Here is a 24,399-nt window from a genome sequence, read left to right on the forward strand (position 1 = left end):
CTATTCCGCCGCGATGCCGCCAAGATCGGCCGCCCCGTCCGCCTCGAGCGCCGCCAGACGCCGGATCACCCGGGCGATGCGGGCGGCGAAGTCGTCAAATCCCGGATGCGGCGTGATCGTGGCCTCGTCCATGTAAAGGGCGCGGTCGATTTCCAGCTGGACCACATGGATGTTCTGTCCCGGCCGGCCATAGGCCGAGCAGATATAGGCGCCCGAGAAGGGCGAGTTGCGGCGGATGCGCCAGCCCTCGGCCTCGACCGCGCCGGTCACCGCGTCCGAGACCCGCGCCGCCGCCGACAGCCCGTGGCGGTTGCCCAGCACCATGTCGGTGCGCGGCCCGGTCAGATGCGTCAGCGCGTCATGCGGCATCGAATGCATGTCGATCAGGATGGCCTGCCCGAATCGGGTCCGGGCCTCGGTGATCAGGGCGGACAGCGCCTGGTGATAGGGGCGCCAGTAGGCGGCGATGCGGCGATCCGCCTCGCCGCGCTCGATCAGGCGGTTGTGGATCGGGCGCCCCTGCGAGACGACGCGGGGGATCACGCCCAGCCCGGCCAGGGTGCGCTGGTTCAGCGGATGGCGGGGTACGCCGCGCACCACGAGGGGGTCGATCTCGTCCGGGCCGCGGTTCAGGTCGACCACGCAGCGCGGCACCTGCGCGGTCAGCGTCACCGCGCCGAATTCGGGGGCGCAGGAAATCAGCCGGTCGACAAAGGCATCCTCGGACGAGCGCAGCGCCGTCATCGGCAGGTCGGTCGTCTGCAGGAACCAGTTGGGATAGGTGCAGCCGGAATGCGGCGACGCGAAGATGACGCCGCTGATCCAGTGGTCGGGACGGGTGATCGATACGGGCAGGTCAGACGCAGTCAAGGCAGGGCTCCGGGCGCCGGAAATCCTCTATTTATAGACATAAAGAATGCCTTGCCGATAGGTCTTGAATCCCCTGCGAGGCAGCTATATAGACACGCGGACCGAAGGTGGCTCGGCCTGGTTTCCCCGTGAAACCGGACGGAATCACCGAAGGTGGGGCGGTTAGCTCAGCGGTAGAGCACTACGTTGACATCGTAGTGGCCACTGGTTCGATCCCAGTACCGCCCACCATTATTTCGCCGCCCCCGGCTCAGGCGTCGGGGGCATTTCGTTTTCCAGGCGGCCCGCGAGCCGCGACGATGGAGAAGACCGATGAAGGTTCGCAACTCGCTCCGCTCGCTCAAGAGCCGGCACCGCGACTGCCAGGTCGTGCGCCGCAAGGGCCGGATCTATGTGATCAACAAGACCAACCGCCGCTTCAAGGCCCGTCAGGGCTGAGCCGCAGGCGGGATCACCGCGAAGACGAAATCACCCGCCCTTGCCGGCGGGTTTTTTCATGGCCGGGTCGGGGCCGGACGGGGGGCGTGGTAGGGATGATCATTCGCAGCCATCAGGACGACCGGGCGCGGTCCACGGCGGTCTATTCGGAATGCGGGGCCTATCGCTATGCGCTGACGCGTGAATGGGGCAAGGGGGCACGGCTGCTGTTCGTGATGCTGAACCCCTCGACCGCGGATGAGCGCCGCAACGATCCCACCATCGAGCGCTGCGAGAGGCGGGCCCGGGCGATGGGCTGTGGTGCGATGCGGATCGCCAATATCTTCGCCTTTCGGGCGACCGATCCGCGTGTGCTGACATCGGCCCCGGCCCCGGTCGGGCCGGCAAATGACGCGGTTCTGGCCGGGGCCGCGGACTGGGCCGATGACGTGCTGTGCGCCTGGGGGGTGCATGGAACGCATCTGGGGCGCGGCGCCGAGGTCGAGGCTATGCTGCGACAGGACAATCACAGATTGTGGCATCTTGGCCTCACACGCGCAGGAATGCCCCGCCATCCCCTTTACATCGGCTATGCGATTCTGCCATGTCGCTGGTATTAACTGTTTCTTAAGATAGCATTTCATCCTTCGCCCCGGCAGGCGCTATACTGTCAGCGGGTTCGGCCCTCCTCGCCGTGGTTCAGGGGTTTTGTCATGTTGATGCTTGCGAGTCTTGTGGGGATTCTGGTCGCGGGTCTGGCCGTCGACATGACCATGACCGCGACCGACGGCACCTCGGCCGACGACCTGCCGCCAGACGGGAATGGCGAAGGGTCCGGCCTGCCACCCATCATGCCCGATCCCGACGACCCGGACTGGGGCGGCACCAGCGATCCCACGGACCCGGATGACGGCGCGGGCGGGGGCCCCGGCACCGATGCCGGCGGGAATGGCGATGGCCCCGCGACGGGGGGCGGCGGGAGCACGGACGGGGGCTCGGATGGTCCCGGCGATCCCGCGGTCGGGGGCGAGGCGCCGTGGGAACGGGGCGGAGACCCCTGGGCCTGGGACGACGTTCCGGCCGAGGCCGGCCCCGATGCCCTTGCCGGCGACGATCGCGACGACGTGCTGATGGGCGGTGGCGGCGACGATGTCATCGCCGGCCATGGTGGCGCCGACGACCTGCGCGGCGGGCAGGGCGCGGACACGATCCTTGCCGGTGCGGGTGACGACTGGGTGCAGGGGGATGCCGATTACGGCCCCGGCGGCGACGACCTGATCCTTGGCGGCGCGGGCGATGATTCGCTGTGCGGACAGGGCGGCGACGACCGGATCCGGGGCGATGAGGGCGACGACACGCTGCTTGGGGGCGAGGGCGACGATACCATCTCGGGTGGCGCCGGCAACGACTGGCTGTCGGGCAATGACGGCAATGACGTGCTGCGCTCGGACGGCGGCAGCGACGACCTAGATGGCGGCCGCGGCGATGACCTGCTGATCGGTGATGACGATCCGGCGACGGTCTGGATGCATGGCGGCGAGGGCGACGATGTGCTGATGCCGGGTGCCGGCGATTTCGCGGAAGGGTTGGCGGGGGCGGATACCTTCGTGCTGCGTCCGCAGGATGCGGAGATTCCCGTCATCGCCGATTTCAGCGCCGAGGAGGATGTCATCTACCTGCATCTGCCGCAGGCCATGGCCGCGGATCCGCAGATCGCCCTCAGCGAGGATCTGGACGGGACCACGCTGATCCAGATCAATGGCGAAGCCGTCGGCCGGCTGCTGCAATCGGATGGGCTGCGGGTCGAGGATATCGTGGTGGTGACCCGGCGCGACTGACCGGCCCAGCCCGGCCCCGCCCAGCCCCGCGGCAGGCGGGGGGTTTTCATCCGCGGGAATTTCCCCTATAGGCGCTCATCCCTTCCGGTGCCTTGTGCCGGGCGGCGATTCTCCATGGGCCCGTGCTGGACGACATCCCGGCCTGCGCCATAACCCCTAGATCCGAAAGGAGCCCCCGATGTCGATCACTGTCGAGGAAAAAGCCCGCGTCATCAAGGAATTCGGTGCCAAGGCCGGCGATACCGGCTCGCCCGAAGTGCAGGTCGCGATCCTGAGTTCGCGCATCGTCACGCTGACCGAGCATTTCAAGACCCACAAGAAGGACAACCACTCGCGCCGGGGCCTTTTGAAGCTGGTCGCGCAGCGCCGCAAGCTGCTGGACTATCTGAAAGGCAAGGACGAGGCGCGCTATCAGGACCTGATCAAGCGGCTGGGCATCCGCCGCTGATCCGATCCGGCTGCCGGACATGAGCGTCCGTCGCGCGAGCGGCGGGCGCTTTTTCATGGCCGGGCGTGTCTGGCTTCGGCGTGGCAGGGGGGCACTGCCCCCCGTCGCATTCTGCGACTCCCCCCGAGGTATTTGGAAAGAGCGCGAGGCAGGGCACTGCGCCCTCAGCGGTCGTGCATGCCCTTGCCGGCGAGGATGCGGGGGGTGGCCTTGTCGATGCGGGCGAGGCGGGTCTTCGGCTGCTTGGCGGTGGTGAAATGCAGCAGCCAGCCGCGGCGGCGGCCGGGGGTGAGGGCCGCGAAGGCGGCGCGGAGGTCGGGGTCGGCCTCCAGCCGGGCCAGCAGTTCCGCCGGCGGCGGAAGATCGTCCTTCGGAAACTCGACCTTGCGGCCCTCGGTCTCGTTCCGGATCGCCTCGGCGAGATAGGCGCGCAGGGTCGGCGCGGCCGCTTCGATCTGCGCGAGGCTGGTGAAGTTCACGATCCGCGACGAGCGCGAGTTTTCGCCCGGGGCTTCGAGGATCGCCCAGGGATCGCCGAGCAGGACGCCCTTGAAGAAGCCGAGGGTCGCCCGGTCCCTGAAGCCCCAGAGGATGGCGACATTGGCGCCGCCATGGGTGTAGACGGGCGCGGACCACTTGAATTCCTCGGTCAGGGGCAGGTCGCGCAGGATCGCGCGCAGGGCCCGCAACTCGTCGCGCCACAGGGTGAGGCCGGCGAAGAAGGCGTCAGGGTCACGATCGGTTCGCGGCATCGTTCCAGCCCCATCTGGTGACCGGATTATGCGAAGGCGGCGGGTGACTGTCCAGCGCGGGCGACGCTGCCGGCGGAGTGGTCAACCGGACCGGCGCGGTCGGGATGCCCCGATCCTGCCGCCGGGTCAGACCAGCCGGCCTTCCTCCATCGCCGCGCGCACGAAGCCGGCAAAGAGCGGCGCCGGCTGGAAGGGCTTGGATTTCAGCTCGGGATGCGACTGCACGCCGATGAACCACGGGTGATCGGGATATTCGATCACCTCGGGCAGCTTGCCATCCGGCGACATGCCCGAGAAGCTCAGCCCCGCAGTCTCCAGCGCCTCGCGGTATTTCGCGTCGACCTCGTAGCGGTGGCGGTGGCGGTCCTCCATCTCCAGCGCGCCGCCATAGATCTCGCTGATCCTGGAGCCCGCGGCGAGGATCGCCGTATAGGCGCCGAGCCGCATCGTGCCGCCCTTGTCGTCGCCGAGCTTGCGGCTGACGGTGTAATTCCCCTGCACCCATTCCTTCAGGTGATAGACCACCGGGGTAAAGCGGGTCTTGCCGGCCTCGTGGTCGAATTCCTCGGATCCCGCATCGGGCATGCCGGCCAGGTTGCGCGCCGCCTCGATTACCGCCATCTGCATGCCCAGGCAGATGCCCAGATAGGGCACGTCCTTTTCGCGCGCGTATTTCGCCGCCTGGATCATGCCCTCGGTGCCGCGTTCGCCGAAACCGCCGGGCACGATGATGCCGTGATAGCCGTCCAGCAGATGCGCGCCCTCGCCCTCAAGCTGCTCGCTGTCGACCCAGTCGGCGCGGACGCGGACGCGGTTGGCCATGCCGCCATGGGTCAGCGCCTCGGCGATGGATTTATAGGCGTCCTCAAGCTGGGTGTACTTGCCGACCACGGCGATCCTGACCTCGCCCTCGGCATTGTCCAGCCGGTCCATCACGTCCTCCCATGTCGACAGGTCAGGACGCGGGGCGGGGCTGATCTGGAACGCGTCCAGCACGGCGCGGTCGAGGCCGGCGCGGTGATAGGCCAGGGGCGCCTCGTAGATCGAGTGCAGGTCATAGGCCGGGATGACCGCATCGGGCCGGACATTGCAGAACAGCGCGATCTTGGCGCGTTCCTTTTCCGGAATCGGATGCTCGGACCGGCAGACCAGCACGTCGGGGGCAAGGCCGATGGATTGCAGTTCCTTGACGCTGTGCTGCGTGGGCTTGGTCTTCAACTCGCCCGAGGCCGCCAGATAGGGCAGCAGCGTCAGATGCATCAGGATGCATTGCCCGCGCGGGCGTTCATGGGTGAACTGGCGGATCGCCTCGAAGAAGGGCAGGCCCTCGATATCGCCGACCGTGCCGCCGATCTCGCACAGCATGAAATCGACCTCGTCCTCGCCGATGGCAAGGAAGTCCTTGATCTCGTTGGTGACATGCGGAATCACCTGGATGGTCTTGCCCAGATATTCGCCGCGCCGTTCCTTTTCCAGCACGTTGGAATAGATCCGGCCCGAGGACACGCTGTCGGTGCGCCGCGCGCTGACCCCGGTGAAGCGTTCGTAATGGCCGAGGTCCAGATCCGTCTCGGCCCCGTCATCGGTGACGAAGACCTCGCCATGCTCGAACGGCGACATGGTGCCGGGATCGACGTTCAGATAGGGGTCCAGCTTGCGCAGCCGCACGGTGAAGCCGCGGGCCTGCAGCAGCGCGCCAAGCGCCGCCGAGGCCAGCCCCTTGCCAAGGGACGAAACGACGCCGCCGGTGATGAAGATGTAACGCGCCATGAAGACCCCGTGAAATGCAAAATGTCTTTGATCTGCGGGCCGTCCGACGACCTGCATCACGGGACTCAAGCTATAGATGATTCGCCCGGTGACCGCAACGGACCGCAAGTTGATGTGGGACAGATTTATTCCACCCCAAGCTGTTGTAGCGTCTCAGTTCGCCGGTTCGGTCGCCGTTTCGGTGGCGGGCTCGGCCTCGGCCGGGGCCGCTGCGGCGGGCGGGGTCAGCGCATCCGCCGCGGCTGCCTCGGGCGTCGCTGCGGGTTCGGCGGCGGGGGCCTGGGCAGCGGGCTGGGCCGGCGCATCCGGGGCCGGCGGGGTCAGCGGATCGCCACCCGTGGCGGGCGGCGGGGCATAGCTGGGCAGCGTCGGCAGGGACGAATCGCTGTCCTGCTGCTGGGCGGGCACGCCAAGCTGATCCATGATCGAGCCGGTCGCGCTTTGCCGTGCCGCGATCACCGTCAGCGCGATCGAGGTGACGAACAGCGCGATGCCGAGGATCCAGGTCAGCCGGGTCAGCGCATTGGCGGCCTGCCGGCCGGTCATCACGCCGCCGCCACCGCCCATGCCCAGCCCGCCACCTTCCGAGCGTTGCAGCAGCACCACCCCGGTCAGCAGCAAAGCAAGGATCAGATGGACGGTCAGGACGACGTTTTCCACGGCATTCGGCCTTTCAATTGCGGACGCGCCTATCTAGTCACCGAAGCGGGTGAAGGCAAGCAAGAGAGTCCCATGCCGGCAGTGATGATCCAAGGCACCGGCTCGAATGTCGGCAAGTCGATGCTGGTCGCGGGGCTGTGCCGTGCGGCGCTGCGGCGCGGGCTGTCCGTTGCCCCCTTCAAGCCGCAGAACATGTCGAACAACGCCGCCGTGACCGCCGATGGCGGCGAGATCGGCCGGGCGCAGGCGCTGCAGGCCCGCGCCTGCGGGCTGGAGCCCATGGTCGACATGAACCCTGTGCTGCTGAAGCCCGAGACCGATACCGGCGCGCAGGTGATCCTGCAGGGCCGCGCCATCGGCCGGGCGCAGGCGCGGGACTATGCTGGGTTGCGGACGCGGCTGATGGCCGGCGTTCTGGACAGTTTTGCCCGCCTGTCCGCCGGCCGTGACCTGACCATCGTCGAGGGCGCCGGCAGCCCGGCCGAGGTCAATCTGCGCCCCCGCGACATCGCCAATATGGGCTTTGCGCGGGCGGCGGGCGTGCCGGTCGTTCTGGCCGGCGACATCGACCGGGGCGGGGTGATCGCCCAGATCGTCGGCACGCAGGCGGTGATCGACGCCGGCGACGCCGCCATGGTGCGCGGCTTCCTGATCAACAAGTTCCGCGGCGATCCGGCCCTGTTCGAGGATGGCTATCGGATGATCGAGACCCGCACCGGCTGGCGCGGCTTCGGCGTGCTGCCGTGGTTTGCGGGCGCGCATCGCCTGCCGGCCGAGGATGCGGTGGACCTGCGCGCCTCGCAGGGCGCGGGCCTGCATGTCGTCTGCCTGACCCTGTCAAGGATCGCCAATTTCGACGATCTCGATCCGCTGGCGGCCGAGCCGGGCGTGCGGCTGACCATGCTGGGGCCGGGCCGTCCGATCCCCGGCGATGCCGAGCTGGTGGTGATCCCCGGCACGAAATCGACCATCGGCGATCTGGCCTTCCTGCGCGCGCAGGGCTGGGACGTGGATCTGGCCGCCCATGTCCGGCGCGGCGGTCATGTGCTGGGGCTGTGTGGTGGCTATCAGATGCTGGGCCGGGCGATCCGCGATCCCCATGGCGGCGATGGCGCGGCGGGCGAGGTGCCGGGCCTCGGGTTTCTGGACATCGAGACCGAGATGGCGACCGGCAAGCGGCTTGAACGCATCACCGGCGAGGCCTTCGGTCAGCCTGTCTCGGGCTACGAGATCCATATGGGCCGCAGCCACGGCCCCGACTGCGCCCGCCCCTTCGCCCATATCCCCGGCCCCGACGGCGCGATCAGCCGTGACGGCCGGATCATGGGCACCTATCTGCACGGGCTGTTCTCGGACGACCGCTTTCGCGCCGCCTGGCTGGCCCGGCTGGGCGTGGCCTCGCAGCCGGGCTATGAGGCCGGCGTGGACCGGGTTCTGGACGATCTGGCCGATCATCTCGAGGCGCATCTGGACGTGACGGCACTGCTTACCCTTGCGACCGGCGCAGGCGGGTGACGGCCTGAAAGCGGGACCGGCGATCGGAGCCGCATATGCCGTTGCGGCACATCCGCCTCGCGCGGGTCGTCACGCGAGGCAGGTTGTGCGAGGGTCGCGGCGTATTCCGGAGGATGAACAGATGATCGCGGCTTTCTTCTATTGCGTCTGTGCCTTTCTGGTCCTGACGATAGCCTGGAAATATGCGACCGGCCCCGCGCCGCTCGACTACCATGCGCGGATTCTGGACAAGGCGGGGGTCAGCGTTCCAAGGGCCGTCAGCGGGCTGCTGCTGGCCCAGTACCGGACCCTTGCGGCCACCATCCTCGCCTTCGCGCTGGCGGTCATCGCCATCGCGATCTTCGGCGTGACCGCCGGTCGGGTCTGGGCACGGATCGCCGCGCCGGTCTGCATTCTGGTCTTTTCGCTGCCGCTGGCGCAGATCGGCCGCAAGGCCGAGCGGGTCACCGGTGTCCGCACGCCCTGGCGGCTGGGCGCGGTCACCTCCGGCATCGCCATCCTGGCCTTTCTGCTGTCCTGGCTGGAATGACCCCTTCCGGATCATCCGGCACCGAGCCATGACAATGAAAAACGCCGCCCCGGGGGGGGGGCGGCGTTTCGCATGCGCGGGGCCGGTGGCGATCAGAAGCCGAGGCCGGCGTATTTGTTCTTGAACTTCGACACGCGGCCGCCGGTGTCCATCAGCTTGGCCGAACCGCCGGTCCAGGCCGGATGCGAGGTCGGGTCGATGTCCAGTGACATGGTCTCGCCCTCGGCGCCCCAGGTCGAACGGGTCTGGTAGGTGGTCCCGTCGGTCATCTTGACTTCGATCATGTGGTAGTCGGGATGGATTTCCTTTTTCATCTCGCGACCTCCTTATGCGTTCGCGTCGGCTTTGGGCCGGTAATTGGTCTTTTCGGCGATCCGGGCCGACTTGCCGCGGCGATCGCGCAGGTAATACAGCTTGGCCCGGCGGACCTTGCCGCGGCGCACGACCTCGATCGAATCGATATTGGTCGAATACAGCGGGAAGACGCGCTCGACGCCCTCGCCAAAGCTGATCTTGCGCACGGTGAAGCTGGCGCCGATGCCGCTGCCGCCCTTGCGGCTGATGCAGACGCCTTCATACATCTGCACGCGGGTCCGGGTGCCCTCGGTCACCTTGTAGCCGACGCGCACGGTGTCGCCGGACTTGAAGTCGGGGATGGTCTTGCCAAGCGCAGCGATCTGCTCGGCTTCCAGTTCTGCGATCAGGTTCATCGCTTGGGTTCCTCTGTCTGCTCGCGGCGGTCCCGCGATTGGTCTGATGCGCCCGAGAGCTGTCGGTCCTTTGCCGGGTCCACATGCCCTTCGGCATATGCCCGCCACAGGTCGGGGCGGCGTTCCTTGGTCAGCCTTTCGGCCTCACTGGCCCTCCAAGCAGCAATGGCCGCGTGATGGCCCGAAAGCAGAACCTCGGGTATCTCGCGGCCTTCCCACCGGGCGGGCTTCGTGTACTGGGGGGCTTCCAGAAGGCCCCGGTTGCCGATGGAAAAGGATTCCTCGGCCAGAGAGTCCTGATTCCCCAGCACGCGGGGTATAAGCCGGACGGTCGCGTCGATCAAGACCTGAGCGGCGATCTCGCCCCCGGTCAGGACGTAATCGCCGATGCTGACCTCTTCGACCGCATGGGCGTCCAGAACCCGCTGGTCCACGCCCTCGAAGCGGCCGCAGATCAGGGTGACGCCCGGGCCTTCGGCCAGCGCGCGGGCACGGGCCTGGGTCAGCGGCCGGCCGCGCGGGGACATGTAGAGAACCGGGGCGGGCACACCCTGCCGGGCCTCGCGCAGGGCCGCGTCCATGACATCGGCGCGGATCACCATGCCCGCGCCGCCGCCCGCCGGCGTGTCATCGACATTGCGGTGCCGGCCGGTGCCGAAGTCGCGCAGCGGGATGGTGCGGAGGTTCCACAGCCCCTCGGCCAGCGCCCGGCCGGTCAGCGACAGGCCAAGGATGCCGGGAAATGCCTCGGGGAACAGCGTCACCACGCGCGCGGTCCAGACGCCCCTGACTTGCGGTTCGGCCATCAGCTCGCGCGGGCGCAGGCTGGCGGTGACGGACAGCCGGCCGTGGGATTTCGGTGTGTCACTCATCGGTGTCGGGCGGGTCGGCGACGATACGGCCCGCCGCCAGATCGACGGTGGGCACGACGGCGCGGGTGAAGGGCAGCAGAAGCTGTTCCTTGCCCACGACTTCAAGGATGTCGCCGGCGCCGTGATCGAAGATCGCCCGGACCCGGCCCAGCACCCGCCCGCCGGTATCGACGACTTCCAGCCCGATCAGGTCGGCATGGTAGAATTCATCGTCGGGCAGCGAGGGCAGGGCGTCGCGCGGCGCCCAGAGGGTGGTGCCCTTCAGCGCCTCGGCCTGTTCGCGGCCGGTGACGCCCGAGAGCCGCGCGCCCAGGCCGCCGGTGACGGGGCGCGTCAGCCTGATGGTGAAGCTGCGCGTGCCGTCCTCGGTGGTCAGCGGGCCATAGCCGGCGATGTCGCGCGGCTCGGCGCAGAAGCTTTTCAGCCGCACCTCGCCATGGACGCCGAAGGCCCCCGCGATTGCGCCGACGCAGATCCGATCCGCTGTCATGTGGCCCCCGGTCTGACACTTGGCCGGCGGGGTCGCGCCCCGCCGGCCGGCTTGCTGCCGATCACTCGGCGGCGGCTTCCTCGGCCGGGGCGGCGGCTTTCGCGGCCTTTTCCTCGGCGCGCTTCTTGGCCTTGTCGCCCGGCACGGCCTTCTTCATGTTCTTGCGCTCGGCCTTGTCCCTGGCGCCGGCGGCTTCCAGGAAGCGGGCGACGCGGTCGGTCGGCTGGGCGCCCTGGCCCAGCCAGTACTGCACGCGCTCCATGTTCATCTTCACGCGCTCTTCGCTGTCTTTCGGCAGAAGCGGGTTATAGGTGCCCAGCTTTTCCAGGAAGCGGCCGTCGCGCGGCATGCGCGAATCGGTTGCGACGATGGCGTAATGGGGGCGCTTCTTGCTGCCGCCACGGGCGAGACGGATTTTCATGGCCATTCGGGTTTCTCCTTTGAAATGGCGGTTCTGGCGGGGTCTGGCCCCCGACCTCAGGATTGAAAGATTTCGTGATGCCGGATCACTTCGGCGATCACGAAGTTCAGGAATTTGCGCGCGAATTCCGGGTCCAGATCGGCCTCGCGCGCGAGGCGTTCCAGCCGCTCGATCTGCTGCGCTTCGCGCGCCGGATCGGACGGAGGAAGGTCGTGTTCGGCCTTGAGGCGGCCGACGGATTGGGTGTGCTTGAACCTTTCGGCCAGCGTATAGACAAGGATCGCGTCCAGCCGGTCGATGCTGGCGCGGTGTTCCTTCAGAAGTGCCGCGGCACGGGCGACGGGTTCGGTCATGCGGCCCCCTTTTCAGGCTGTCCGGCGGGTGCACAGGAGGTGCACAGGTTGTACACAGGCTGGGCACGGCTCATGCATCGGCCCCCTTGTGGTGGCGATGGACCAGATCGGCGGGATCGGGGCGGCCTGCCGTGCCGTCCAGCCGCGCGCCCAGCCGTTCGGCCAGCGCGGCCGAGCGGCGGTTGTCCGGATCGACATAGCTGACCAGCGTCGGCCAGCCGAGGTCGCCGAGGGCATAGTCGCGCAGGCGGGCGGCGGCTTCGGTCAGGTAGCCCCGGCCCTCGGCGAAGGCCATCCGGCCCAGTTCGCGTTCGGGAAAATGCGGCAGGTCGTTCAGCACGACCTGACCGACCAGCCGGCCGGTCGCGGTTTCGGTCACGGCCAGCGCGCCGCAGCCCTTCAGCGGCCATTGCGCGACATCCGAGGCGAACCATTGCCAGGCCCGTTCCAGATCGAACGGCCCGCCCATATGGACCGCGCGGTCCGATTGCATCAGCGCGGCGTAGGGGCCGAAGTCGTCCATGCAATGCGGGCGCAGGGTCAGGCGGTCGGTGGTCAGGGTCGGGGTGCTCACAACCGCACCTCGCCGGTTGGCAGGCCGTAGACATCGCGGTCGATCCCGTCGGGGAAGGTTTCCCGACGCAGCAGGCCTCCACCGAGGGCTTCGGTCAGACGGCGGGCGGCGGTGTTCTCGTCGCGGAAATGCGTCTCGACCGTGGCGCGGCCCAGATGCGCGCGTGCCCAGCCAAGCACGGCGCGGGATGCCTCTTGTGCGATGCCGGCGCCCCGCGCTTCGGGCAGCAACCACCATGTCAGTTCATGGCCGGGCCAGCCGTCGGGATGGACGATGCCGCAGCCGCCGATGGTCGCGCCGTCACGGGTCATGACGAACTTGCCGAAGCCTTTCAGGATCCAGTGACCGATATCGCGGCACAGGATGCCGAATGCCTGATCGCGGCGCAGCGGGCCGCCATAGAAATGCGAGGCCTCGGCATCGGCGAAGAAGCGGGCATAGGCATCGCCATCGCCCGCCTCGGGCAGGCGCAGGATCAGGCGGTCGGTGGTCAGGGTCGGGGCGGTCATGCGGCCTCCGCCGGATGACGGTAGATCAGGCATGGCGTGCCGCGGACCTCGCCTTCGCGTTCGATGACGGCGCCCATCCGTTCGGCAAGGCGGCGCGAGCGGATGTTGTCCGGATGGATCTGCGAGATCAGCGGACCAAGGCCCATCGCGGTTGCGGCATGGGCGCGGGCGGCCATGGCGGCCTCATAGGCCATGCCCTTGCCTTCGAAGCCTTCGTAGATCTGCCAGCCAAGCTCTGGCTCGGGCCAGTCGATATGGTTGATCACCCCGAGGCGGCCGGTAACCCGGCCGGTGGCTTTTTCTTCCACCGTCCAGAAGCCGTAACCGCGCACGGCCCAGTGCCCGATGGGTGCCAGCAGCGAGGTCCAGATCTGCCATTCCTCGAACGGGCCGCCGATATAACGCGACCGTTCGGACAGGCCGAAGGCACGCACGGCGTCCCAGTCATCCAGCCGCGGTTCGCGCAGCCGCAGGCGCCCGGTTTCCAGAACCGGCACCTTGACGAGGATGGTTGCGACCTGGGTTTGCATTGCAGGTGGGTCTATTTCTTGCCGAACAGGCCCGACAGGCCGCCGGGCAGGCCGGCCTTGCCCAGATCGCCGCCCAGACCCTTGGGATCCTGCAGCAGCTTCGTCGCCTCGGCCATTTTCGCCGGATCGACATCGCCCATCTCGGGCAGCCCGCCGCCGCGGCCGGTCATGGCGCGCATCGCCTGTTTCAGCATGCCGCCCTTGCCCATCTTGCCAAGTTTCTTCATCGTATCAGCCATCTGGCGCTGCATCTTCAGAAGCCGGTTCAACTCGGCCACGTCCATGCCGGCGCCGGTGGCGATGCGTTTCTTGCGGCTGGCCTGCAGGATCGCGGGATTGGCACGTTCCTTCTTGGTCATGGAATTGATCAGCGCGATCTGGCGGCGGATGGCGCTGTCATCCATGCCGGCAGCCTCGGCCTGCTTGGCCATCTTCTGCATGCCGGGCATCATGCCCATGATCGACTGCATGCCGCCCATCTTCTGCATCTGCTCAAGCTGGCCCTTGAGGTCGTTCATGTTGAACAGACCCTTCTGGAAGCGCTTCATCATGCGCTCGGCCTGTTCGACCTCCAGCACCTCCTGCGCCTTCTCGACCAGGGCGACGATGTCGCCCATGCCGAGGATGCGGCCGGCGATGCGCTGCGCGTCAAAGCCTTCCAGCGCGTCCATCTTTTCGCCAAGGCCGACGAAGCGGATCGGCTTGCCGGTGACGGCGCGCATCGACAGCGCCGCGCCGCCGCGCCCGTCGCCGTCCATCCGGGTCAGCACGACGCCCGAGATGCCGACCTTGCCGTCGAATTCGGTGGCGACGTTCACCGCGTCCTGACCGGTCAGGCCATCGACGACCAAGAGCGTCTCGCGCGGCTGGGCGATGTCGCGGACCGCCTGCACTTCGTCCATCAGCACCTGGTCGATATGCAGCCGGCCGGCGGTGTCCAGCATGTAGACATCATAGCCGCCAAGGCTGGCCTGCTGCTTGGCGCGCTGCGCGATCTGCACCGCCGTCTGGCCGGGCACGATCGGCAGGGTATCGACGCCGATCTGCTGGCCGAGGATCGCCAACTGCTCCATCGCCGCCGGGCGGTTGGTGTCCAGCGACGCCATCAGCACGCGCTTCTTCTCGCGCTCGGCCAGCCGCTTGGCCAGCTTGGCGGTGGTGGTGGTCTTGCCCGAGCCCTGCAGGCCGACCATCAGGATCGGCGCGGGCGGGTTGTCGATGCGCAGCGCCTCGGGTTCGCCCTCGCCCTGCAGAACCTTGATCAGCTCGTCATGGACGATCTTCACGACCTGCTGGCCGGGGGTGACGGATTTGGTGACGGCGGCGCCGGTCGCCTTGCCGGTGACCGACTTGACGAAGCTGCGCGCGACCGGCAGCGAGACATCGGCCTCGAGCAGCGCCACCCGCACCTCGCGCATGGCGGCGGTGACGTCATCCTCGGACAGGGCGCCCTGCTTGGTCAGCCGGTCGAAGACGCCGCCAAGGCGATCTGACAGGTTCTCGAACATCGCGGGCCTCCTGCGGGTCCAAAACAGAACTGCCCCCGTGGGCGCAACGCGCTGACGGGGGGCGATCCCCACGGGCTGCGGGGACCGGAAGGGTGGTCCTTCCGGGAATCCGGGTTCAGATAGGCAAAAACGGCCCCCGAGTCAACGCGGGCCGTTTACGCCATCCCATCCGGTGATCTCAGGCGGCCAACCTGTCCAGCGCGTCCTGCGCGCGGGCCAGCCCGGCCTCGCGGTCCATCGCCAGCCGGTCGGCGGCGACGAATTCGACATCGGTGATGCCGAGGAAGCCCAGCATGAAGCGGATATAGCCCGAGGCGTGGTCCAGATCGGACCCGATCGGCGTGCCCGCGGCCGAATAGGCGATCACGGCGCGCTTGCCCGTCAGCAGCCCCTCGGGGCCGGCCTCGGTATAGCGGAAGCTGACCCCGGCGCGGGCGATCTGGTCCAGCCAGTTCTTCAGCTGCGCGGTCAGGTTGAAATTGTAGATCGGCAGGCCGATGACCAGCACATCGGCCTGCTGCACCTCGGCCAGATAGCGGTCCGAGATGTCGATCAGCCGCTGCTGTTCGGCGCTCGGGTTCTCGGGCGCAAGGCGGACGGCGTGGAACCAGTTGGTGTCGATCGCCGGCACGCCCTCGTTCAGGTCGCGATAGCTCACCCCGGCGCCGGGATTGGCGGCGGTCAGCTTGGCCACGATATTGGCGGTCAGCTTGCGCGAGACCGAGGCCTCGCCGGTGATGGCGCTGTCGAGATGCAGGATATTCATGTCGGGTCGTTCTCCGGGCGGATGGGTTGCTGGACCTCATTTAGGGCTTTGCAGGATCGAACGGAACGGCAATAAGTGCGCAGCATCTGTGCAGAGGCGCACATGAGCATGGACAACTGGGACGATATCCGCGTGGCTCTGGCGGTGGCGCGGGCGGGCACGGTCAGCGGCGCGGCCGAGGCGCTGGGCATCCATCATGCGACGGTGATCCGCCGCGTCGATGCGCTGGAGGCACGGCTGCGGGCGCGGCTGTTCCAGCGCCATGCCCGCGGCTATGCGCTGACCGAGGCGGGGCGGACCCTGCTGAAGGCCGGCGGGGCGGCGGATGAGGGTTTCGCGCAGATGGCGGCGCAGATCGCCGGCGCGGGCGACCGGATCGAGGGCGAACTGGTGCTGACCTCGCTGCCGGGGCTGGCAGGGCTGGTCATGCCGCGGCTGATCGGGCTGATGCAGCGCCATCCCGGGCTGCGGCTGCGCTATCTGACCGATACCCGGCTGTTCCGGCTGGGTGCGGGCGAGGCGCATGTTGCGATCCGCGCCGGCTCGCAGCCGACCGAGCCCGATTACGTCACCCGCCCGCTGGCCGCCACGCATGAGCGTCTTTATGCGGCGCAAAGCTATCTCGACGCGCATGGCCCGATCGAGGATGTGACCGGGCATCGTTTCGCGCTGCCCGGCCCCGAAGAACAGGGGGCGCCGATGATTCGCTGGCTGATCGCGCATGTTCCCGCCGCCAACCTGCTGATGGTCAGCAACGATGCCGCCGCGCGCGAGGCGGTGATCCGTGCCGGGCTGGCCGCCGGGGCCATTCCGGCCCAGCGGGCCGGCGGGCTGGTCGAGGCGATGGCCCTGCCGGAATGGCAGTCGCAGCTGTGGCTGGTCACCCATGTCGACCTGCACCGCACGCCGAAGGTGCAGGCGGCGCTGGCGGCGCTGCGCGGCGGGTGAGGTCCGCGCGCCGGATGCGGCGCCCGATTTCCGCGCCCGTGCCGGTGCGAAAGGCGTCAGGGTCGGGGCGGGCGTACTTCCATCCGCCCGTCGCTTGCGCAAGACTGTCGCCGAGGAGGAGCCCGCCATGACCGACACCCCGCCCATAAGCCGATTTCCGATCCCCGATCTGGCCAGCCTGCCCGAGGACATGCGCGCGGCCATCGAAAAGGTCGCCGAGAAATCGGGATTCGTGCCGAACGTCTTTCTGGCGCTGGCCCATCGGCCGGCCGAGTTCCGCGCCTTCTTCGCCTATCACGACGCGCTGATGGACAAGGACGAGGGGCTGACCAAGGCCGAGCGCGAACTGATCGTGGTCGCCACCAGCGGGCTGAACCAGTGCCAGTATTGCGTGGTCGCACATGGCGCGATCCTGCGCATCCGGGCGAAAAACCCCTTCATCGCCGATCAGGTCGCGGTGAACTGGCGCAAGGCCGACCTGACGGCCCGCCAGCGCGCCATGCTGGCCTATGCCGAGAAGGTGGCGTTGAACGCCCAGCAGATCGAGGATGCCGACCATGCGGCGCTGCGCGAGGCCGGGTTCAGCGAGGACGAGATCTGGGATATCGGCGCCATCGCCGCCTTCTTCGGCCTGTCGAACCGGCTGGTGAATGCCGGCGATATCCGCCCGAATGACGAATTCTACATGCTGGGCCGGGGATGAGACCGGGTCCCGCCGCCGCGACGGCGGCCACGCCCGGCATCTCGGCCCGGATGGGGGCGTCGGACTGGGCGCGGCTTCTGCTGCTGTCGCTGCTCTGGGGCGGATCGTTCTTCCTGATCGCGGTCGCCGTGACCGGATTGCCGGTCCTGACCATCGTCGCCCTGCGGGTCAGCATCGCGGCGGTGTTGCTGTGGCTGATCGTCGCCGTGACCGGGCGGGCAGTGCCGCGCGACAGGGCGCTGTGGCTGTCCTTCCTGATCATGGGCATCCTGAACAACGCCGTTCCCTTCGGGCTGATTGTCTGGGGGCAGACCGCGATCCCCTCGGGGCTGGCCTCGATCCTGAACGCCACGACGCCCCTGTGGACGGTGATCGTCTCGGGCCTGCTGCTGAGCGATGAGCGGGCGACGCTGCGCAAGCTTGTCGGGGTCGTGCTGGGGCTGGGCGGGGTCGCGGTGATGATCGGTCTGGACAGCCTTGCGGGGCTGGGGCACGCGGTCTGGCCGCAACTGGCGATCCTTGGCGCGACGATCTCCTATGCCTTCGCGGGCACCTTCGGGCGGCGCTTCGGGGCCATGGGCATCGATCCGGTGGTTGCTGGCGCGGGGATGGTCACGGCGTCGAGCGCGATCCTGCTGCCGCTGGCGCTGCTGGTCGACGGGCTGCCGGGCGCCGGGGTGCCGGGGCGTGTCTGGCTGGCGGTCGCGGTCCTGGGCGCGGTCAGCACCGGGCTTTCCTATCTGCTGTATTTCCGGGTGCTGGCGCGGGCGGGCGCAACCAATCTGTCGCTGGTGACCTTTCTGGTGCCGGTCTCGGCCATCCTGCTGGGCTGGCTGTTCCTGAACGAGACGCTGGGGGCGGCGCATCTTCTGGGCATGGCGCTGATCGCGGGCGGGCTGGCGCTGATCGACGGACGGCTGCTGGGCCGGAGGGCCAGGGCATGACGGCGCGGCGCGAGGCGCTGCGCGGCCATGCGGCGATGCTGCTGTTCTCGGCGCTGGTGGCGGGGTCGTTCTCGCTGGGCGCGCGGGCGGCGAACCTGATCGATCCCTCGGCCATCACCGCCGCGCGCTTCATCATTGCCGCGGGCGTGATCGCCGGGGTGGCGCTGGCCGGGCCGGGGATTCCGGCCACGGCCTTCCGGGCGCCCTGGCGCTATCTGCTGCTGGGCGGGGTTTTCGCCGTCTATTTCGTGCTGATGTTCGAGGGGCTGAAAACTGCGGCCCCGGTCAGTGCCAGTGCGGTCTTCACGCTGACCCCGCTGATGGCGGCCGGTTTCGGCTGGCTGCTGATGCGGCAGCGGATGACGGCGCGGATGGCGCTTGCGCTGCTGCTGGGCGGGGCGGGGGCGCTGTGGGTCATCTTCCGCGGCGATCTGGCCGCCATGGCGCGGCTGCAGTTCGGGCGCGGCGAGGCGATCTATCTGGCCGGCTGTGCGGCGCATGCCCTCTATACGCCCCTGGTGCGCAAGCTGAACCGGGGCGAGAATCCGGTGGTGTTCACGCTGGGAACGCTGATCGCGGGCGCGATCGTGCTGCTGATCTGGGGCTGGGGGGCGATCCGGGCGACCGACTGGGCGCATCTGCCGGCGATCGTCTGGATCACGCTGCTTTATGTGGCGATCTTTGCCAGCGCCGTCACCTTCGTGCTGGTCCAGTTCGCGACGCTGCACCTGCCGGCGGCCAAGGTGATGGCCTATACCTATCTGACGCCGGCCTGGGTGATCGCGCTTGAGGCCGCGCTGGGGCAGGGGCTGCCGGGGATGGTGGTGCTGCCGGGGATGCTGGCCACGCTGGCGGCTCTGGCGCTGCTGTTGCAGGCCGACCGCTGAGACGAATGCCGCGCGGCGTGCCGGGGCGGCTTTTCATCGCCGCGCGCACTCGCTAGGGTCCGCGCGAAGACCGGGGCAGGAACGAGGCGGGCGGTGGCGCATATCATCGTTGTGGGCAACGAAAAGGGTGGTTCGGGCAAGTCCACGACCTCGATGCATGTGGCCACGGCGCTGGCCCGGATGGGGCACCGCGTCGGCGGGCTGGATCTGGACGTGCGCCAGCGCAGTTTCGGCCGCTATCTGGAAAACCGCGCCGCCTTCGCTGCGCGCGAGGGGCTGGACCTGCCGATGCCGGTGATCGGGCAACTGGCGCCGGGCAACGATCCGCTGAGCCCGGCGCTGAGCGCGCTTGAGGCGGAATGCGACTTCATCCTGCTGGACTGTCCCGGCTCACATACGCAACTGAGCCAGATGGCGCATACCGTGGCCGACACGCTGCTGACGCCGATGAACGACAGTTTCGTCGATTTCGACCTGCTGGCGCGGCTGACGCCCGAAGGCAAGGTTCTGGGCCCCTCGATCTATGCCGAGATGGTCTGGATGGCGCGGCAGATGCGGGCCGAGGCGGGGGCCGGGCCGATCGACTGGCTGGTGCTGCGCAACCGGCTGGGCACGCAGGCGATGCACAACAAGCGCAAGGTCGGCGGCGCGCTGGCCACGCTGTCGAAACGGATCGGCTTTCGCGTGGCGCCCGGCTTTTCCGAGCGGGTGATCTTCCGCGAACTGTTTCCGCGCGGGCTGACCCTGCTGGACCTGAAGGATCTGGGGACCGAGCAGCTGTCGATGTCGAATATCGCCGCCCGGCAGGAACTGCGCGACCTGATCGTGACCCTGAACCTGCCCGGGGTCGAGGCCGCGTTCTGAGGCACGGCGCCGTTACGGCAGGGCGGTTCCGGTTCACGGTCCGGTGAAGCCGGGCACAATGTGACGACCTGAAACATTGACGCGGCGCGGGGCGTCTGAATTATCGGGCTGGCGCCACATGATCTGGGTCAGCCACCCGGGAGAGATTGATGCGATCCATTCTGACCACGCTTCTGGCGGTCGCCCTGCTGACTTTGCCGGCCCGTGCCGAGGAGGCGCCGGCGCCCGGGGTCGCGGGTTCGGTGCCCACGGTCACGGTGGTCGCGGCCGTGAAGGCCGAGGTTCAGGCGCAGGTGCCGGTGACGGGAACGCTGGTGGCGCGTCGGCCGGTCGAGGTCTTCGCGAAGGTTTCGGGCTTCGAGATCATCGAATTGCTGGCCGAGCCGGGCGACGCTGTGGAGGAAGGGCAGGTGCTGGCGCGGCTGTCGGTCGATACGCTGGCGGCGCAGCTGGCGCAGGCCGAGGCGGAATATCAGCGGGCCAGGGCCGGGGTCGGGCAGGCGCAAAGCAATATCGACAGCGCCGAGGCCCTGCTGACGCAGGCCGAGATCGCCCTGAAACGCGCCGAACAGCTGCGGCAGGGCGGCAATACCCCGCAGGCGACGCTGGATCAGGCGATCGCGGCGGCGGCGAATGCCCGGGCCACCGCTGCCTCGGCCTCGGACGGGCTGGCGGTGGCTACGGCGGCGCTGGCCCTGGCCGAGGCGGCACGGCGGATCGCCTCGCTGGACATGGACCGGGCCGAGATCACCGCGCCGGTCGCCGGGCTGGTGACGGCGCGCAATGCCGAACTGGGCGCCCTGTCCGGAGCCTCGGCCCAGCCGCTTTTTGCGATGATCGCCGGGGGCGAGATCGAGTTGGAGGCCGAGGTCATCGAAACCGCCCTGCCGGACCTGAAGGCCGGGGATCCGGTCGAGGTCCATGTGGCGGGTGTGGGCGCGGTGCAGGGCAGGGTGCGGCTGGTTCCGGCCGCGGTCGATCCGGCCACGCGGCTGGGCCTGATGCGGATTTCGCTTGGCGAGGCCTCGGGGCTGCGGATCGGGCTGTTTGCCAGCGGCCAGGTCGTGACCGGCCGGCACGAGGCGGTGATGGTGCCGGCGGCGGCGGTGCTGTCGGATGCGGAAGGCGACCGGGTGCAGGTGGTCCGCGATGGCCGGATCGAGACGCGCGAGATCACCGCCGGCCTCTTGTGGCAGGGGCGTCGCGAGATCGTCGCGGGGCTGGCCGAGGGCGAGGTGGTGGTGGCCCGCGCCGGCGCGTTCTTCCGCGATGGCGACCCGGTGCGCCCGGTCCCCTCGGCCAAGGAGGAGGGCGGGTTGCAGACCGGAACCGCCGCGACCGGCGCAACCGCCAGCGCCGGCGTGGCGGCGGACGGGGCCCGCAAGCCATGAACCTGTCCACCTGGTCGATCCGGCACCCCGTTCCACCGATCGCGATCTTCCTGGTGCTGGTGGTCGTCGGGCTGTTCAGCTTTTCGCGGCTGCCGGTGACGGCGATGCCGAATATCGACCTGCCGATCATCGGCGTCACCATCGACCAGCCCGGCGCGGCCCCCTCGGAGCTGATCACGCAGGTCATCCAGCCGGTCGAGGACAGCATCGCCGCGGTGACCGGGGTGCGCCACATCACCTCGACCGCGACCGACAGCACGGCCAGCATCACCATCGAGTTCGAGCTGGAAACCGACAGCGACCGGGCGGTGAACGACGTGAAGGACGCGGTGTCCAATGTCCGCGCCGACCTGCCCGAAAGCATCAGCGAGCCGATCACCCAGCGTGTCGATGTCACCGGCTTTCCGATTCTGACCTATGCCGTCAGCGACCCGGCCCAGAGCATCGAGGAGCTGTCGAAATTCGTCGATGACGTGATCGGGCGCGAGCTGTCCAATGTCAGCGGCGTCGCCCGGACCACCCGCATCGGCGGGGCCGAGCGCCAGATCAAGGTCGAACTGGATCCCGACCGCCTGCTGGCGCACGGGCTGACCGCGGCCGAGGTCTCGGGCCAGTTGCGGATGCGCAATATCGACATGGGTGGCGGGCGCGGCGATCTGGCTGGCAGCGAATATTCGATCCGCACGCTGGGCTCGGCCGATACGGTGACGCAACTGGCCGGGACGCCGGTCAGCATCGCCGGCGGCCGGACCGTCCGGCTGGATCAACTGGGCGAGGTGATCGACGGCGCCAGCGAGGAACGCACCTTCGCCCTGCTGGACGGTCAGCCTGTGGTCGCCTTCGGTGTCTATCGCGGGTCGGGCGAATCCGATCTGGGCGCGGGCGACGCGACCAAGGCAAAGCTGACCGAGATCGGCGCGCGCCATCCCAATGCCCGGATCATGCTGATCGACGATGCCACGACCTATACCGCCTCCAGCTATCACAGCGCGATGGAGACGTTGTACGAGGGCGCGGCGCTGGCCGTGATCGTGGTGTTCCTGTTCCTGCGCAACTGGCGGGCGACGCTGATCGCGGCGGTGGCCTTGCCGCTGTCGATCATCCCGACCTTCTTCGTCATGCAGTTGCTGGGCTTCACGCTGAACGGGATCAGCCTTCTGGGCATCACCCTTGTCACCGGCATCCTGGTCGATGACGCCATCGTCGAGATCGAGAATATCGAACGCCATATCGGCATGGGGGCACCCGCCTATGAGGCCAGCGAGGAGGCGGCAAGCGAGATCGGCCTGACGGTGATTGCGATCAGCTTCTCGATCATCGCGGTCTTTGCTCCGGTCAGCTTCATGGGCGGGATTCCGGGGCAGTATTTCAAGCAGTTCGGCCTGACCGTCGCGGTCTCGGTGCTGTTCTCGCTGCTGGTGGCGAGGATCATCACGCCGATGCTGGCGGCCTATTTCATGCGCGGGGTGGCCCATGACGGGCAGCCGCGCGACGCGTTGGTGATGCGGATGCTGATGACGGTCTGCCGCTGGACGATGCGGCATCGCGGGCTGACGCTGCTGGCCGGGCTGGGGATTTTCGCCGGCTCGATCTTCTCGGCCACGCTGCTGCCGACCGAGTTCATTCCCGCCTCGGATATCGGCCGCAGCCAGATCAAGCTGGAATTGCCGCCGGGCGCGCCGATCGAGGAGACCGAGGATGCGGTGCGCCGGCTGACGCGGCAGATCCGCGGGACGCCCGAGGTGCAGTCGGTCTTTGCCTATGGCGATGGCCGCGATGTGACCGAGGCGCGGATCATGATCAATTACGGCAAGAAGGACAGCCGCGAGCGGTCGCAATTCGTGCTTGAGGCCGAACTGAAGCAGCGGCTGGCCGAGGTGCCCGACATGCGGCTGCATTTCCAGAACGAGGAGGGCCGCCACGACCTGACCATCAACGTGCTGGGCGAGACCGAGGCTGGTGCTGCACTGGCGGCGCAGCGGCTGGCCGGCGCGATGGGTCGGTTGCCGACGCTGGAGGGGGTGACCTCGTCGGCCAGCCTGCAGCGGCCCGAGATCCAGATCCGCCCCCGCGCCGATATCGCCGCGCAGCTTGGCGTGACCGCCAGCGACATGGCGACGACGCTGCGGGTGGCGACGCTGGGCGATACCGATGCCAACCTTGCCAAGTTCAATGCCGGGGACGAGCAGATCCCGATCCTCGTGCGGCTGGACCGGGCAGTCCGGTCCGATCTGATGCAGGTGCGGAACCTGCGGGTGCCCGGCGCGGCCGGGCCGGTTCCGCTGGCCGCGGTCGCCGATGTCTCGCTTGCCGCGGGGGCGACCGAGATCGGCCGCTATGACCGGCAGTTCCAGACCGAGGTCAGCGCGAACCTGGCCGATGGCGCGCTGCTGGGGCCGGTGAATGCGCAGGTGACCGCGCTGCAGCAGGAGATCGAGATGCCGCCCGGCACCGAGATCAAGGCGGCCGGCGACGCCGAGATCATGGCCGAGGTCTTCGGGGCCTTCGGGCTGGCCATGGGCTCGGGCGTGCTGCTGGTCTATGTGGTGCTGGTGCTGCTGTTCCATAATTTCGTCACCCCGGTGACCATCCTGCTGTCGCTGCCGCTGGCCATCGGCGGCGCCATCCTGGCGCTGTTCGTGACCGGCAATTCGATCAGCATGGCGGTGGTGATCGGGTTTCTGATGCTGATGGGGATCGTCACCAAGAACTCGATCATGCTGGTCGAATTTGCGCTGACAGCGATGGCGGCCGGCACGCCCAAGCGCGAGGCGATCCTCGATGCGGTGCACAAGCGCGCGCGGCCCATCGTCATGACCACCATCGCCATGACTGCGGGCATGGTGCCCTCGGCGCTGGCGACCGGCGAGGGGGGCGAGTTCCGCTCGCCCATGGCGATTGCGGTGATCGGCGGGCTGCTGCTGTCGACGCTTTTGTCATTGCTGTTCGTGCCGTCGCTGTTCTCGGTCATCCACGGCGCGCAGCACGGGGTGTTCGGCTGGATTGGACAGCGGATCGGGCTGAACCGGGCGCGCGAGATGCCGGCCGAGTGAGTTCGCGTCCCGCGACGGCCGGGGGGCTGTCTGCCCCCCGGAGCCCCCCGAGGATATTTCTGTGAAGAAGAAGGCGG

28 protein-coding genes and 1 tRNA gene are annotated in these 24,399 nt (G+C 68.4%); 14 read left to right on the forward strand and 15 right to left on the reverse strand.

Translation table 11 applies throughout. The features are described from left to right. Positions 1 to 870 (reverse strand): N-formylglutamate amidohydrolase, encoded by an 870-nt coding sequence (locus tag KNW02_RS00825; RefSeq protein ID WP_252733317.1) that lies wholly within the window; start codon positions 868 to 870, stop codon positions 1 to 3. A 156-nt stretch (positions 871 to 1,026) separates the two neighbouring features. On the opposite strand from KNW02_RS00825, the gene KNW02_RS00830 reads away from it, so the two are divergent. The 5 genes from KNW02_RS00830 to rpsO all read left to right on the forward strand — a co-directional run bounded on the left by KNW02_RS00830 (position 1,027) and on the right by rpsO (position 3,573). Then, positions 1,027 to 1,101 (forward strand) — tRNA-Val (locus KNW02_RS00830). A gap of 81 nt (positions 1,102 to 1,182) precedes the next feature. Further along, complete coding sequence (ykgO, locus tag KNW02_RS00835; protein ID WP_042245282.1) at positions 1,183 to 1,308, forward strand: type B 50S ribosomal protein L36; 126 nt, start codon at positions 1,183 to 1,185, stop codon at positions 1,306 to 1,308. A 95-nt stretch (positions 1,309 to 1,403) separates the two neighbouring features. After that, positions 1,404 to 1,907, forward strand: coding sequence for a DUF1643 domain-containing protein (locus KNW02_RS00840; protein ID WP_216031469.1), 504 nt, complete (start codon positions 1,404 to 1,406; stop codon positions 1,905 to 1,907). Positions 1,908 to 2,000: 93 nt separating this feature from the next. Beyond that, entirely contained in the window at positions 2,001 to 3,125 is a 1,125-nt protein-coding gene (locus KNW02_RS00845) for a calcium-binding protein (RefSeq protein WP_252733318.1), read from the forward strand. A 178-nt stretch (positions 3,126 to 3,303) separates the two neighbouring features. Further along, positions 3,304 to 3,573, forward strand: a complete 270-nt coding sequence (gene rpsO / locus KNW02_RS00850; protein WP_216031352.1) for a 30S ribosomal protein S15 — start codon at positions 3,304 to 3,306, stop codon at positions 3,571 to 3,573. A gap of 164 nt (positions 3,574 to 3,737) precedes the next feature. Here rpsO and KNW02_RS00855 read toward each other — a convergent pair whose 3' ends face one another. From KNW02_RS00855 to secG, 3 genes are all read right to left on the reverse strand, one after another. After that, positions 3,738 to 4,325 (reverse strand): YdeI/OmpD-associated family protein, encoded by a 588-nt coding sequence (locus KNW02_RS00855; RefSeq protein WP_216031353.1) that lies wholly within the window; start codon positions 4,323 to 4,325, stop codon positions 3,738 to 3,740. Positions 4,326 to 4,451: 126 nt separating this feature from the next. Next, on the reverse strand, positions 4,452 to 6,095 hold the full coding sequence (gene pyrG, locus KNW02_RS00860) for a CTP synthase (RefSeq protein WP_216031354.1): 1,644 nt from the start codon (positions 6,093 to 6,095) through the stop codon (positions 4,452 to 4,454). Positions 6,096 to 6,248: 153 nt separating this feature from the next. Beyond that, a complete protein-coding gene (secG, locus tag KNW02_RS00865; RefSeq protein ID WP_216031355.1) occupies positions 6,249 to 6,755 on the reverse strand; it encodes a preprotein translocase subunit SecG in 507 nt (168 codons plus the stop codon). 72 nt (positions 6,756 to 6,827) lie between these two features. On the opposite strand from secG, the gene KNW02_RS00870 reads away from it, so the two are divergent. Further along, positions 6,828 to 8,270 carry a cobyric acid synthase gene (locus KNW02_RS00870; RefSeq protein WP_216031356.1) on the forward strand — a complete coding sequence of 481 codons (1,443 nt, stop codon included), beginning with the start codon at positions 6,828 to 6,830 and terminating at the stop codon, positions 8,268 to 8,270. 121 nt (positions 8,271 to 8,391) lie between these two features. Beyond that, entirely contained in the window at positions 8,392 to 8,799 is a 408-nt protein-coding gene (locus tag KNW02_RS00875; protein WP_216031357.1) for a hypothetical protein, read from the forward strand. A gap of 92 nt (positions 8,800 to 8,891) precedes the next feature. Here KNW02_RS00875 and rpmE read toward each other — a convergent pair whose 3' ends face one another. From rpmE to KNW02_RS00930, 11 genes are all read right to left on the reverse strand, one after another. Further along, positions 8,892 to 9,113, reverse strand: a complete 222-nt coding sequence (gene rpmE / locus KNW02_RS00880; protein ID WP_216031358.1) for a 50S ribosomal protein L31 — start codon at positions 9,111 to 9,113, stop codon at positions 8,892 to 8,894. 12 nt (positions 9,114 to 9,125) lie between these two features. Further along, positions 9,126 to 9,509, reverse strand: a complete 384-nt coding sequence (gene rplS / locus KNW02_RS00885) for a 50S ribosomal protein L19 (RefSeq protein WP_216031359.1) — start codon at positions 9,507 to 9,509, stop codon at positions 9,126 to 9,128. After that, the gene (gene trmD, locus KNW02_RS00890) at positions 9,506 to 10,381 is read right to left on the reverse strand and encodes a tRNA (guanosine(37)-N1)-methyltransferase TrmD (protein WP_216031360.1); all 876 of its coding nucleotides are present in this window, start codon (positions 10,379 to 10,381) and stop codon (positions 9,506 to 9,508) included. Before trmD ends, rplS begins: the two co-directional genes overlap by 4 nt. Beyond that, a complete protein-coding gene (gene rimM / locus KNW02_RS00895) occupies positions 10,374 to 10,871 on the reverse strand; it encodes a ribosome maturation factor RimM (RefSeq protein WP_216031361.1) in 498 nt (165 codons plus the stop codon). The genes trmD and rimM overlap by 8 nt, the downstream gene beginning before the upstream one ends. 61 nt (positions 10,872 to 10,932) lie before the next feature. Beyond that, a complete protein-coding gene (gene rpsP, locus KNW02_RS00900) occupies positions 10,933 to 11,298 on the reverse strand; it encodes a 30S ribosomal protein S16 (RefSeq protein WP_216031362.1) in 366 nt (121 codons plus the stop codon). A gap of 50 nt (positions 11,299 to 11,348) precedes the next feature. Continuing rightward, positions 11,349 to 11,645 (reverse strand): chorismate mutase, encoded by a 297-nt coding sequence (locus KNW02_RS00905; RefSeq protein ID WP_216031363.1) that lies wholly within the window; start codon positions 11,643 to 11,645, stop codon positions 11,349 to 11,351. 70 nt (positions 11,646 to 11,715) lie between these two features. Further along, positions 11,716 to 12,219, reverse strand: a complete 504-nt coding sequence (locus KNW02_RS00910; RefSeq protein ID WP_348524659.1) for a GNAT family N-acetyltransferase — start codon at positions 12,217 to 12,219, stop codon at positions 11,716 to 11,718. Further along, the gene (locus KNW02_RS00915; RefSeq protein WP_216031364.1) at positions 12,216 to 12,728 is read right to left on the reverse strand and encodes a GNAT family N-acetyltransferase; all 513 of its coding nucleotides are present in this window, start codon (positions 12,726 to 12,728) and stop codon (positions 12,216 to 12,218) included. Before KNW02_RS00915 ends, KNW02_RS00910 begins: the two co-directional genes overlap by 4 nt. Continuing rightward, positions 12,725 to 13,258, reverse strand: a complete 534-nt coding sequence (locus KNW02_RS00920) for a GNAT family N-acetyltransferase (RefSeq protein ID WP_216031365.1) — start codon at positions 13,256 to 13,258, stop codon at positions 12,725 to 12,727. The genes KNW02_RS00915 and KNW02_RS00920 overlap by 4 nt, the downstream gene beginning before the upstream one ends. 11 nt (positions 13,259 to 13,269) lie before the next feature. Beyond that, positions 13,270 to 14,766: a signal recognition particle protein gene (gene ffh, locus KNW02_RS00925; RefSeq protein ID WP_216031366.1), complete on the reverse strand. Its 1,497-nt coding sequence runs from the start codon at positions 14,764 to 14,766 to the stop codon at positions 13,270 to 13,272. A 178-nt stretch (positions 14,767 to 14,944) separates the two neighbouring features. Beyond that, positions 14,945 to 15,532: an FMN-dependent NADH-azoreductase gene (locus KNW02_RS00930; RefSeq protein ID WP_216031367.1), complete on the reverse strand. Its 588-nt coding sequence runs from the start codon at positions 15,530 to 15,532 to the stop codon at positions 14,945 to 14,947. A gap of 102 nt (positions 15,533 to 15,634) precedes the next feature. Between KNW02_RS00930 and KNW02_RS00935 the strand changes: the two genes are divergently transcribed. From KNW02_RS00935 to KNW02_RS00965, 7 genes are all read left to right on the forward strand, one after another. Next, positions 15,635 to 16,480 carry a LysR family transcriptional regulator gene (locus KNW02_RS00935; RefSeq protein ID WP_216031368.1) on the forward strand — a complete coding sequence of 282 codons (846 nt, stop codon included), beginning with the start codon at positions 15,635 to 15,637 and terminating at the stop codon, positions 16,478 to 16,480. Positions 16,481 to 16,607: 127 nt separating this feature from the next. After that, entirely contained in the window at positions 16,608 to 17,183 is a 576-nt protein-coding gene (locus KNW02_RS00940; RefSeq protein WP_216031369.1) for a peroxidase-related enzyme, read from the forward strand. Beyond that, complete coding sequence (locus tag KNW02_RS00945) at positions 17,180 to 18,127, forward strand: DMT family transporter (RefSeq protein WP_252733319.1); 948 nt, start codon at positions 17,180 to 17,182, stop codon at positions 18,125 to 18,127. Before KNW02_RS00940 ends, KNW02_RS00945 begins: the two co-directional genes overlap by 4 nt. Then, the gene (locus KNW02_RS00950; RefSeq protein ID WP_216031370.1) at positions 18,124 to 19,014 is read left to right on the forward strand and encodes a DMT family transporter; all 891 of its coding nucleotides are present in this window, start codon (positions 18,124 to 18,126) and stop codon (positions 19,012 to 19,014) included. The genes KNW02_RS00945 and KNW02_RS00950 overlap by 4 nt, the downstream gene beginning before the upstream one ends. A 93-nt stretch (positions 19,015 to 19,107) precedes the next feature. Further along, on the forward strand, positions 19,108 to 19,878 hold the full coding sequence (locus KNW02_RS00955; RefSeq protein WP_216031371.1) for a division plane positioning ATPase MipZ: 771 nt from the start codon (positions 19,108 to 19,110) through the stop codon (positions 19,876 to 19,878). Between the two features lie 149 nt (positions 19,879 to 20,027). Next, entirely contained in the window at positions 20,028 to 21,269 is a 1,242-nt protein-coding gene (locus tag KNW02_RS00960; protein ID WP_216031372.1) for an efflux RND transporter periplasmic adaptor subunit, read from the forward strand. Beyond that, a complete protein-coding gene (locus KNW02_RS00965; protein WP_216031373.1) occupies positions 21,266 to 24,322 on the forward strand; it encodes an efflux RND transporter permease subunit in 3,057 nt (1,018 codons plus the stop codon). The genes KNW02_RS00960 and KNW02_RS00965 overlap by 4 nt, the downstream gene beginning before the upstream one ends. Positions 24,323 to 24,399 lie beyond the last annotated feature (77 nt).

The organism is Paracoccus marinaquae (assembly GCF_018860165.1).
GTDB classification, from domain to species: domain Bacteria; phylum Pseudomonadota; class Alphaproteobacteria; order Rhodobacterales; family Rhodobacteraceae; genus Paracoccus; species Paracoccus marinaquae.

What these genes read in the sequence shown, in the direction of transcription:
- rimM (WP_216031361.1), bottom strand. Translation starts at nt 10,871, where the DNA reads ATGACAGCGGATCGGATCTGCGTCGGCGCAATCGCGGGGGCCTTCGGC.
- KNW02_RS00905 (WP_216031363.1), bottom strand. Translation starts at nt 11,645, where the DNA reads ATGACCGAACCCGTCGCCCGTGCCGCGGCACTTCTGAAGGAACACCGC.
- pyrG (WP_216031354.1), bottom strand. Translation starts at nt 6,095, where the DNA reads ATGGCGCGTTACATCTTCATCACCGGCGGCGTCGTTTCGTCCCTTGGC.
- KNW02_RS00960 (WP_216031372.1), top strand. Translation starts at nt 20,028, where the DNA reads ATGCGATCCATTCTGACCACGCTTCTGGCGGTCGCCCTGCTGACTTTG.
- KNW02_RS00930 (WP_216031367.1), bottom strand. Translation starts at nt 15,532, where the DNA reads ATGAATATCCTGCATCTCGACAGCGCCATCACCGGCGAGGCCTCGGTC.
- KNW02_RS00855 (WP_216031353.1), bottom strand. Translation starts at nt 4,325, where the DNA reads ATGCCGCGAACCGATCGTGACCCTGACGCCTTCTTCGCCGGCCTCACC.
- ffh (WP_216031366.1), bottom strand. Translation starts at nt 14,766, where the DNA reads ATGTTCGAGAACCTGTCAGATCGCCTTGGCGGCGTCTTCGACCGGCTG.
- KNW02_RS00935 (WP_216031368.1), top strand. Translation starts at nt 15,635, where the DNA reads ATGAGCATGGACAACTGGGACGATATCCGCGTGGCTCTGGCGGTGGCG.
- rplS (WP_216031359.1), bottom strand. Translation starts at nt 9,509, where the DNA reads ATGAACCTGATCGCAGAACTGGAAGCCGAGCAGATCGCTGCGCTTGGC.
- KNW02_RS00845 (WP_252733318.1), top strand. Translation starts at nt 2,001, where the DNA reads ATGTTGATGCTTGCGAGTCTTGTGGGGATTCTGGTCGCGGGTCTGGCC.
- trmD (WP_216031360.1), bottom strand. Translation starts at nt 10,381, where the DNA reads ATGAGTGACACACCGAAATCCCACGGCCGGCTGTCCGTCACCGCCAGC.
- KNW02_RS00915 (WP_216031364.1), bottom strand. Translation starts at nt 12,728, where the DNA reads ATGACCGCCCCGACCCTGACCACCGACCGCCTGATCCTGCGCCTGCCC.
- KNW02_RS00870 (WP_216031356.1), top strand. Translation starts at nt 6,828, where the DNA reads ATGCCGGCAGTGATGATCCAAGGCACCGGCTCGAATGTCGGCAAGTCG.
- rpmE (WP_216031358.1), bottom strand. Translation starts at nt 9,113, where the DNA reads ATGAAAAAGGAAATCCATCCCGACTACCACATGATCGAAGTCAAGATG.
- KNW02_RS00950 (WP_216031370.1), top strand. Translation starts at nt 18,124, where the DNA reads ATGACGGCGCGGCGCGAGGCGCTGCGCGGCCATGCGGCGATGCTGCTG.
- KNW02_RS00920 (WP_216031365.1), bottom strand. Translation starts at nt 13,258, where the DNA reads ATGCAAACCCAGGTCGCAACCATCCTCGTCAAGGTGCCGGTTCTGGAA.
- ykgO (WP_042245282.1), top strand. Translation starts at nt 1,183, where the DNA reads ATGAAGGTTCGCAACTCGCTCCGCTCGCTCAAGAGCCGGCACCGCGAC.
- rpsO (WP_216031352.1), top strand. Translation starts at nt 3,304, where the DNA reads ATGTCGATCACTGTCGAGGAAAAAGCCCGCGTCATCAAGGAATTCGGT.
- KNW02_RS00945 (WP_252733319.1), top strand. Translation starts at nt 17,180, where the DNA reads ATGAGACCGGGTCCCGCCGCCGCGACGGCGGCCACGCCCGGCATCTCG.
- KNW02_RS00965 (WP_216031373.1), top strand. Translation starts at nt 21,266, where the DNA reads ATGAACCTGTCCACCTGGTCGATCCGGCACCCCGTTCCACCGATCGCG.
- rpsP (WP_216031362.1), bottom strand. Translation starts at nt 11,298, where the DNA reads ATGGCCATGAAAATCCGTCTCGCCCGTGGCGGCAGCAAGAAGCGCCCC.
- KNW02_RS00840 (WP_216031469.1), top strand. Translation starts at nt 1,404, where the DNA reads ATGATCATTCGCAGCCATCAGGACGACCGGGCGCGGTCCACGGCGGTC.
- KNW02_RS00875 (WP_216031357.1), top strand. Translation starts at nt 8,392, where the DNA reads ATGATCGCGGCTTTCTTCTATTGCGTCTGTGCCTTTCTGGTCCTGACG.
- KNW02_RS00940 (WP_216031369.1), top strand. Translation starts at nt 16,608, where the DNA reads ATGACCGACACCCCGCCCATAAGCCGATTTCCGATCCCCGATCTGGCC.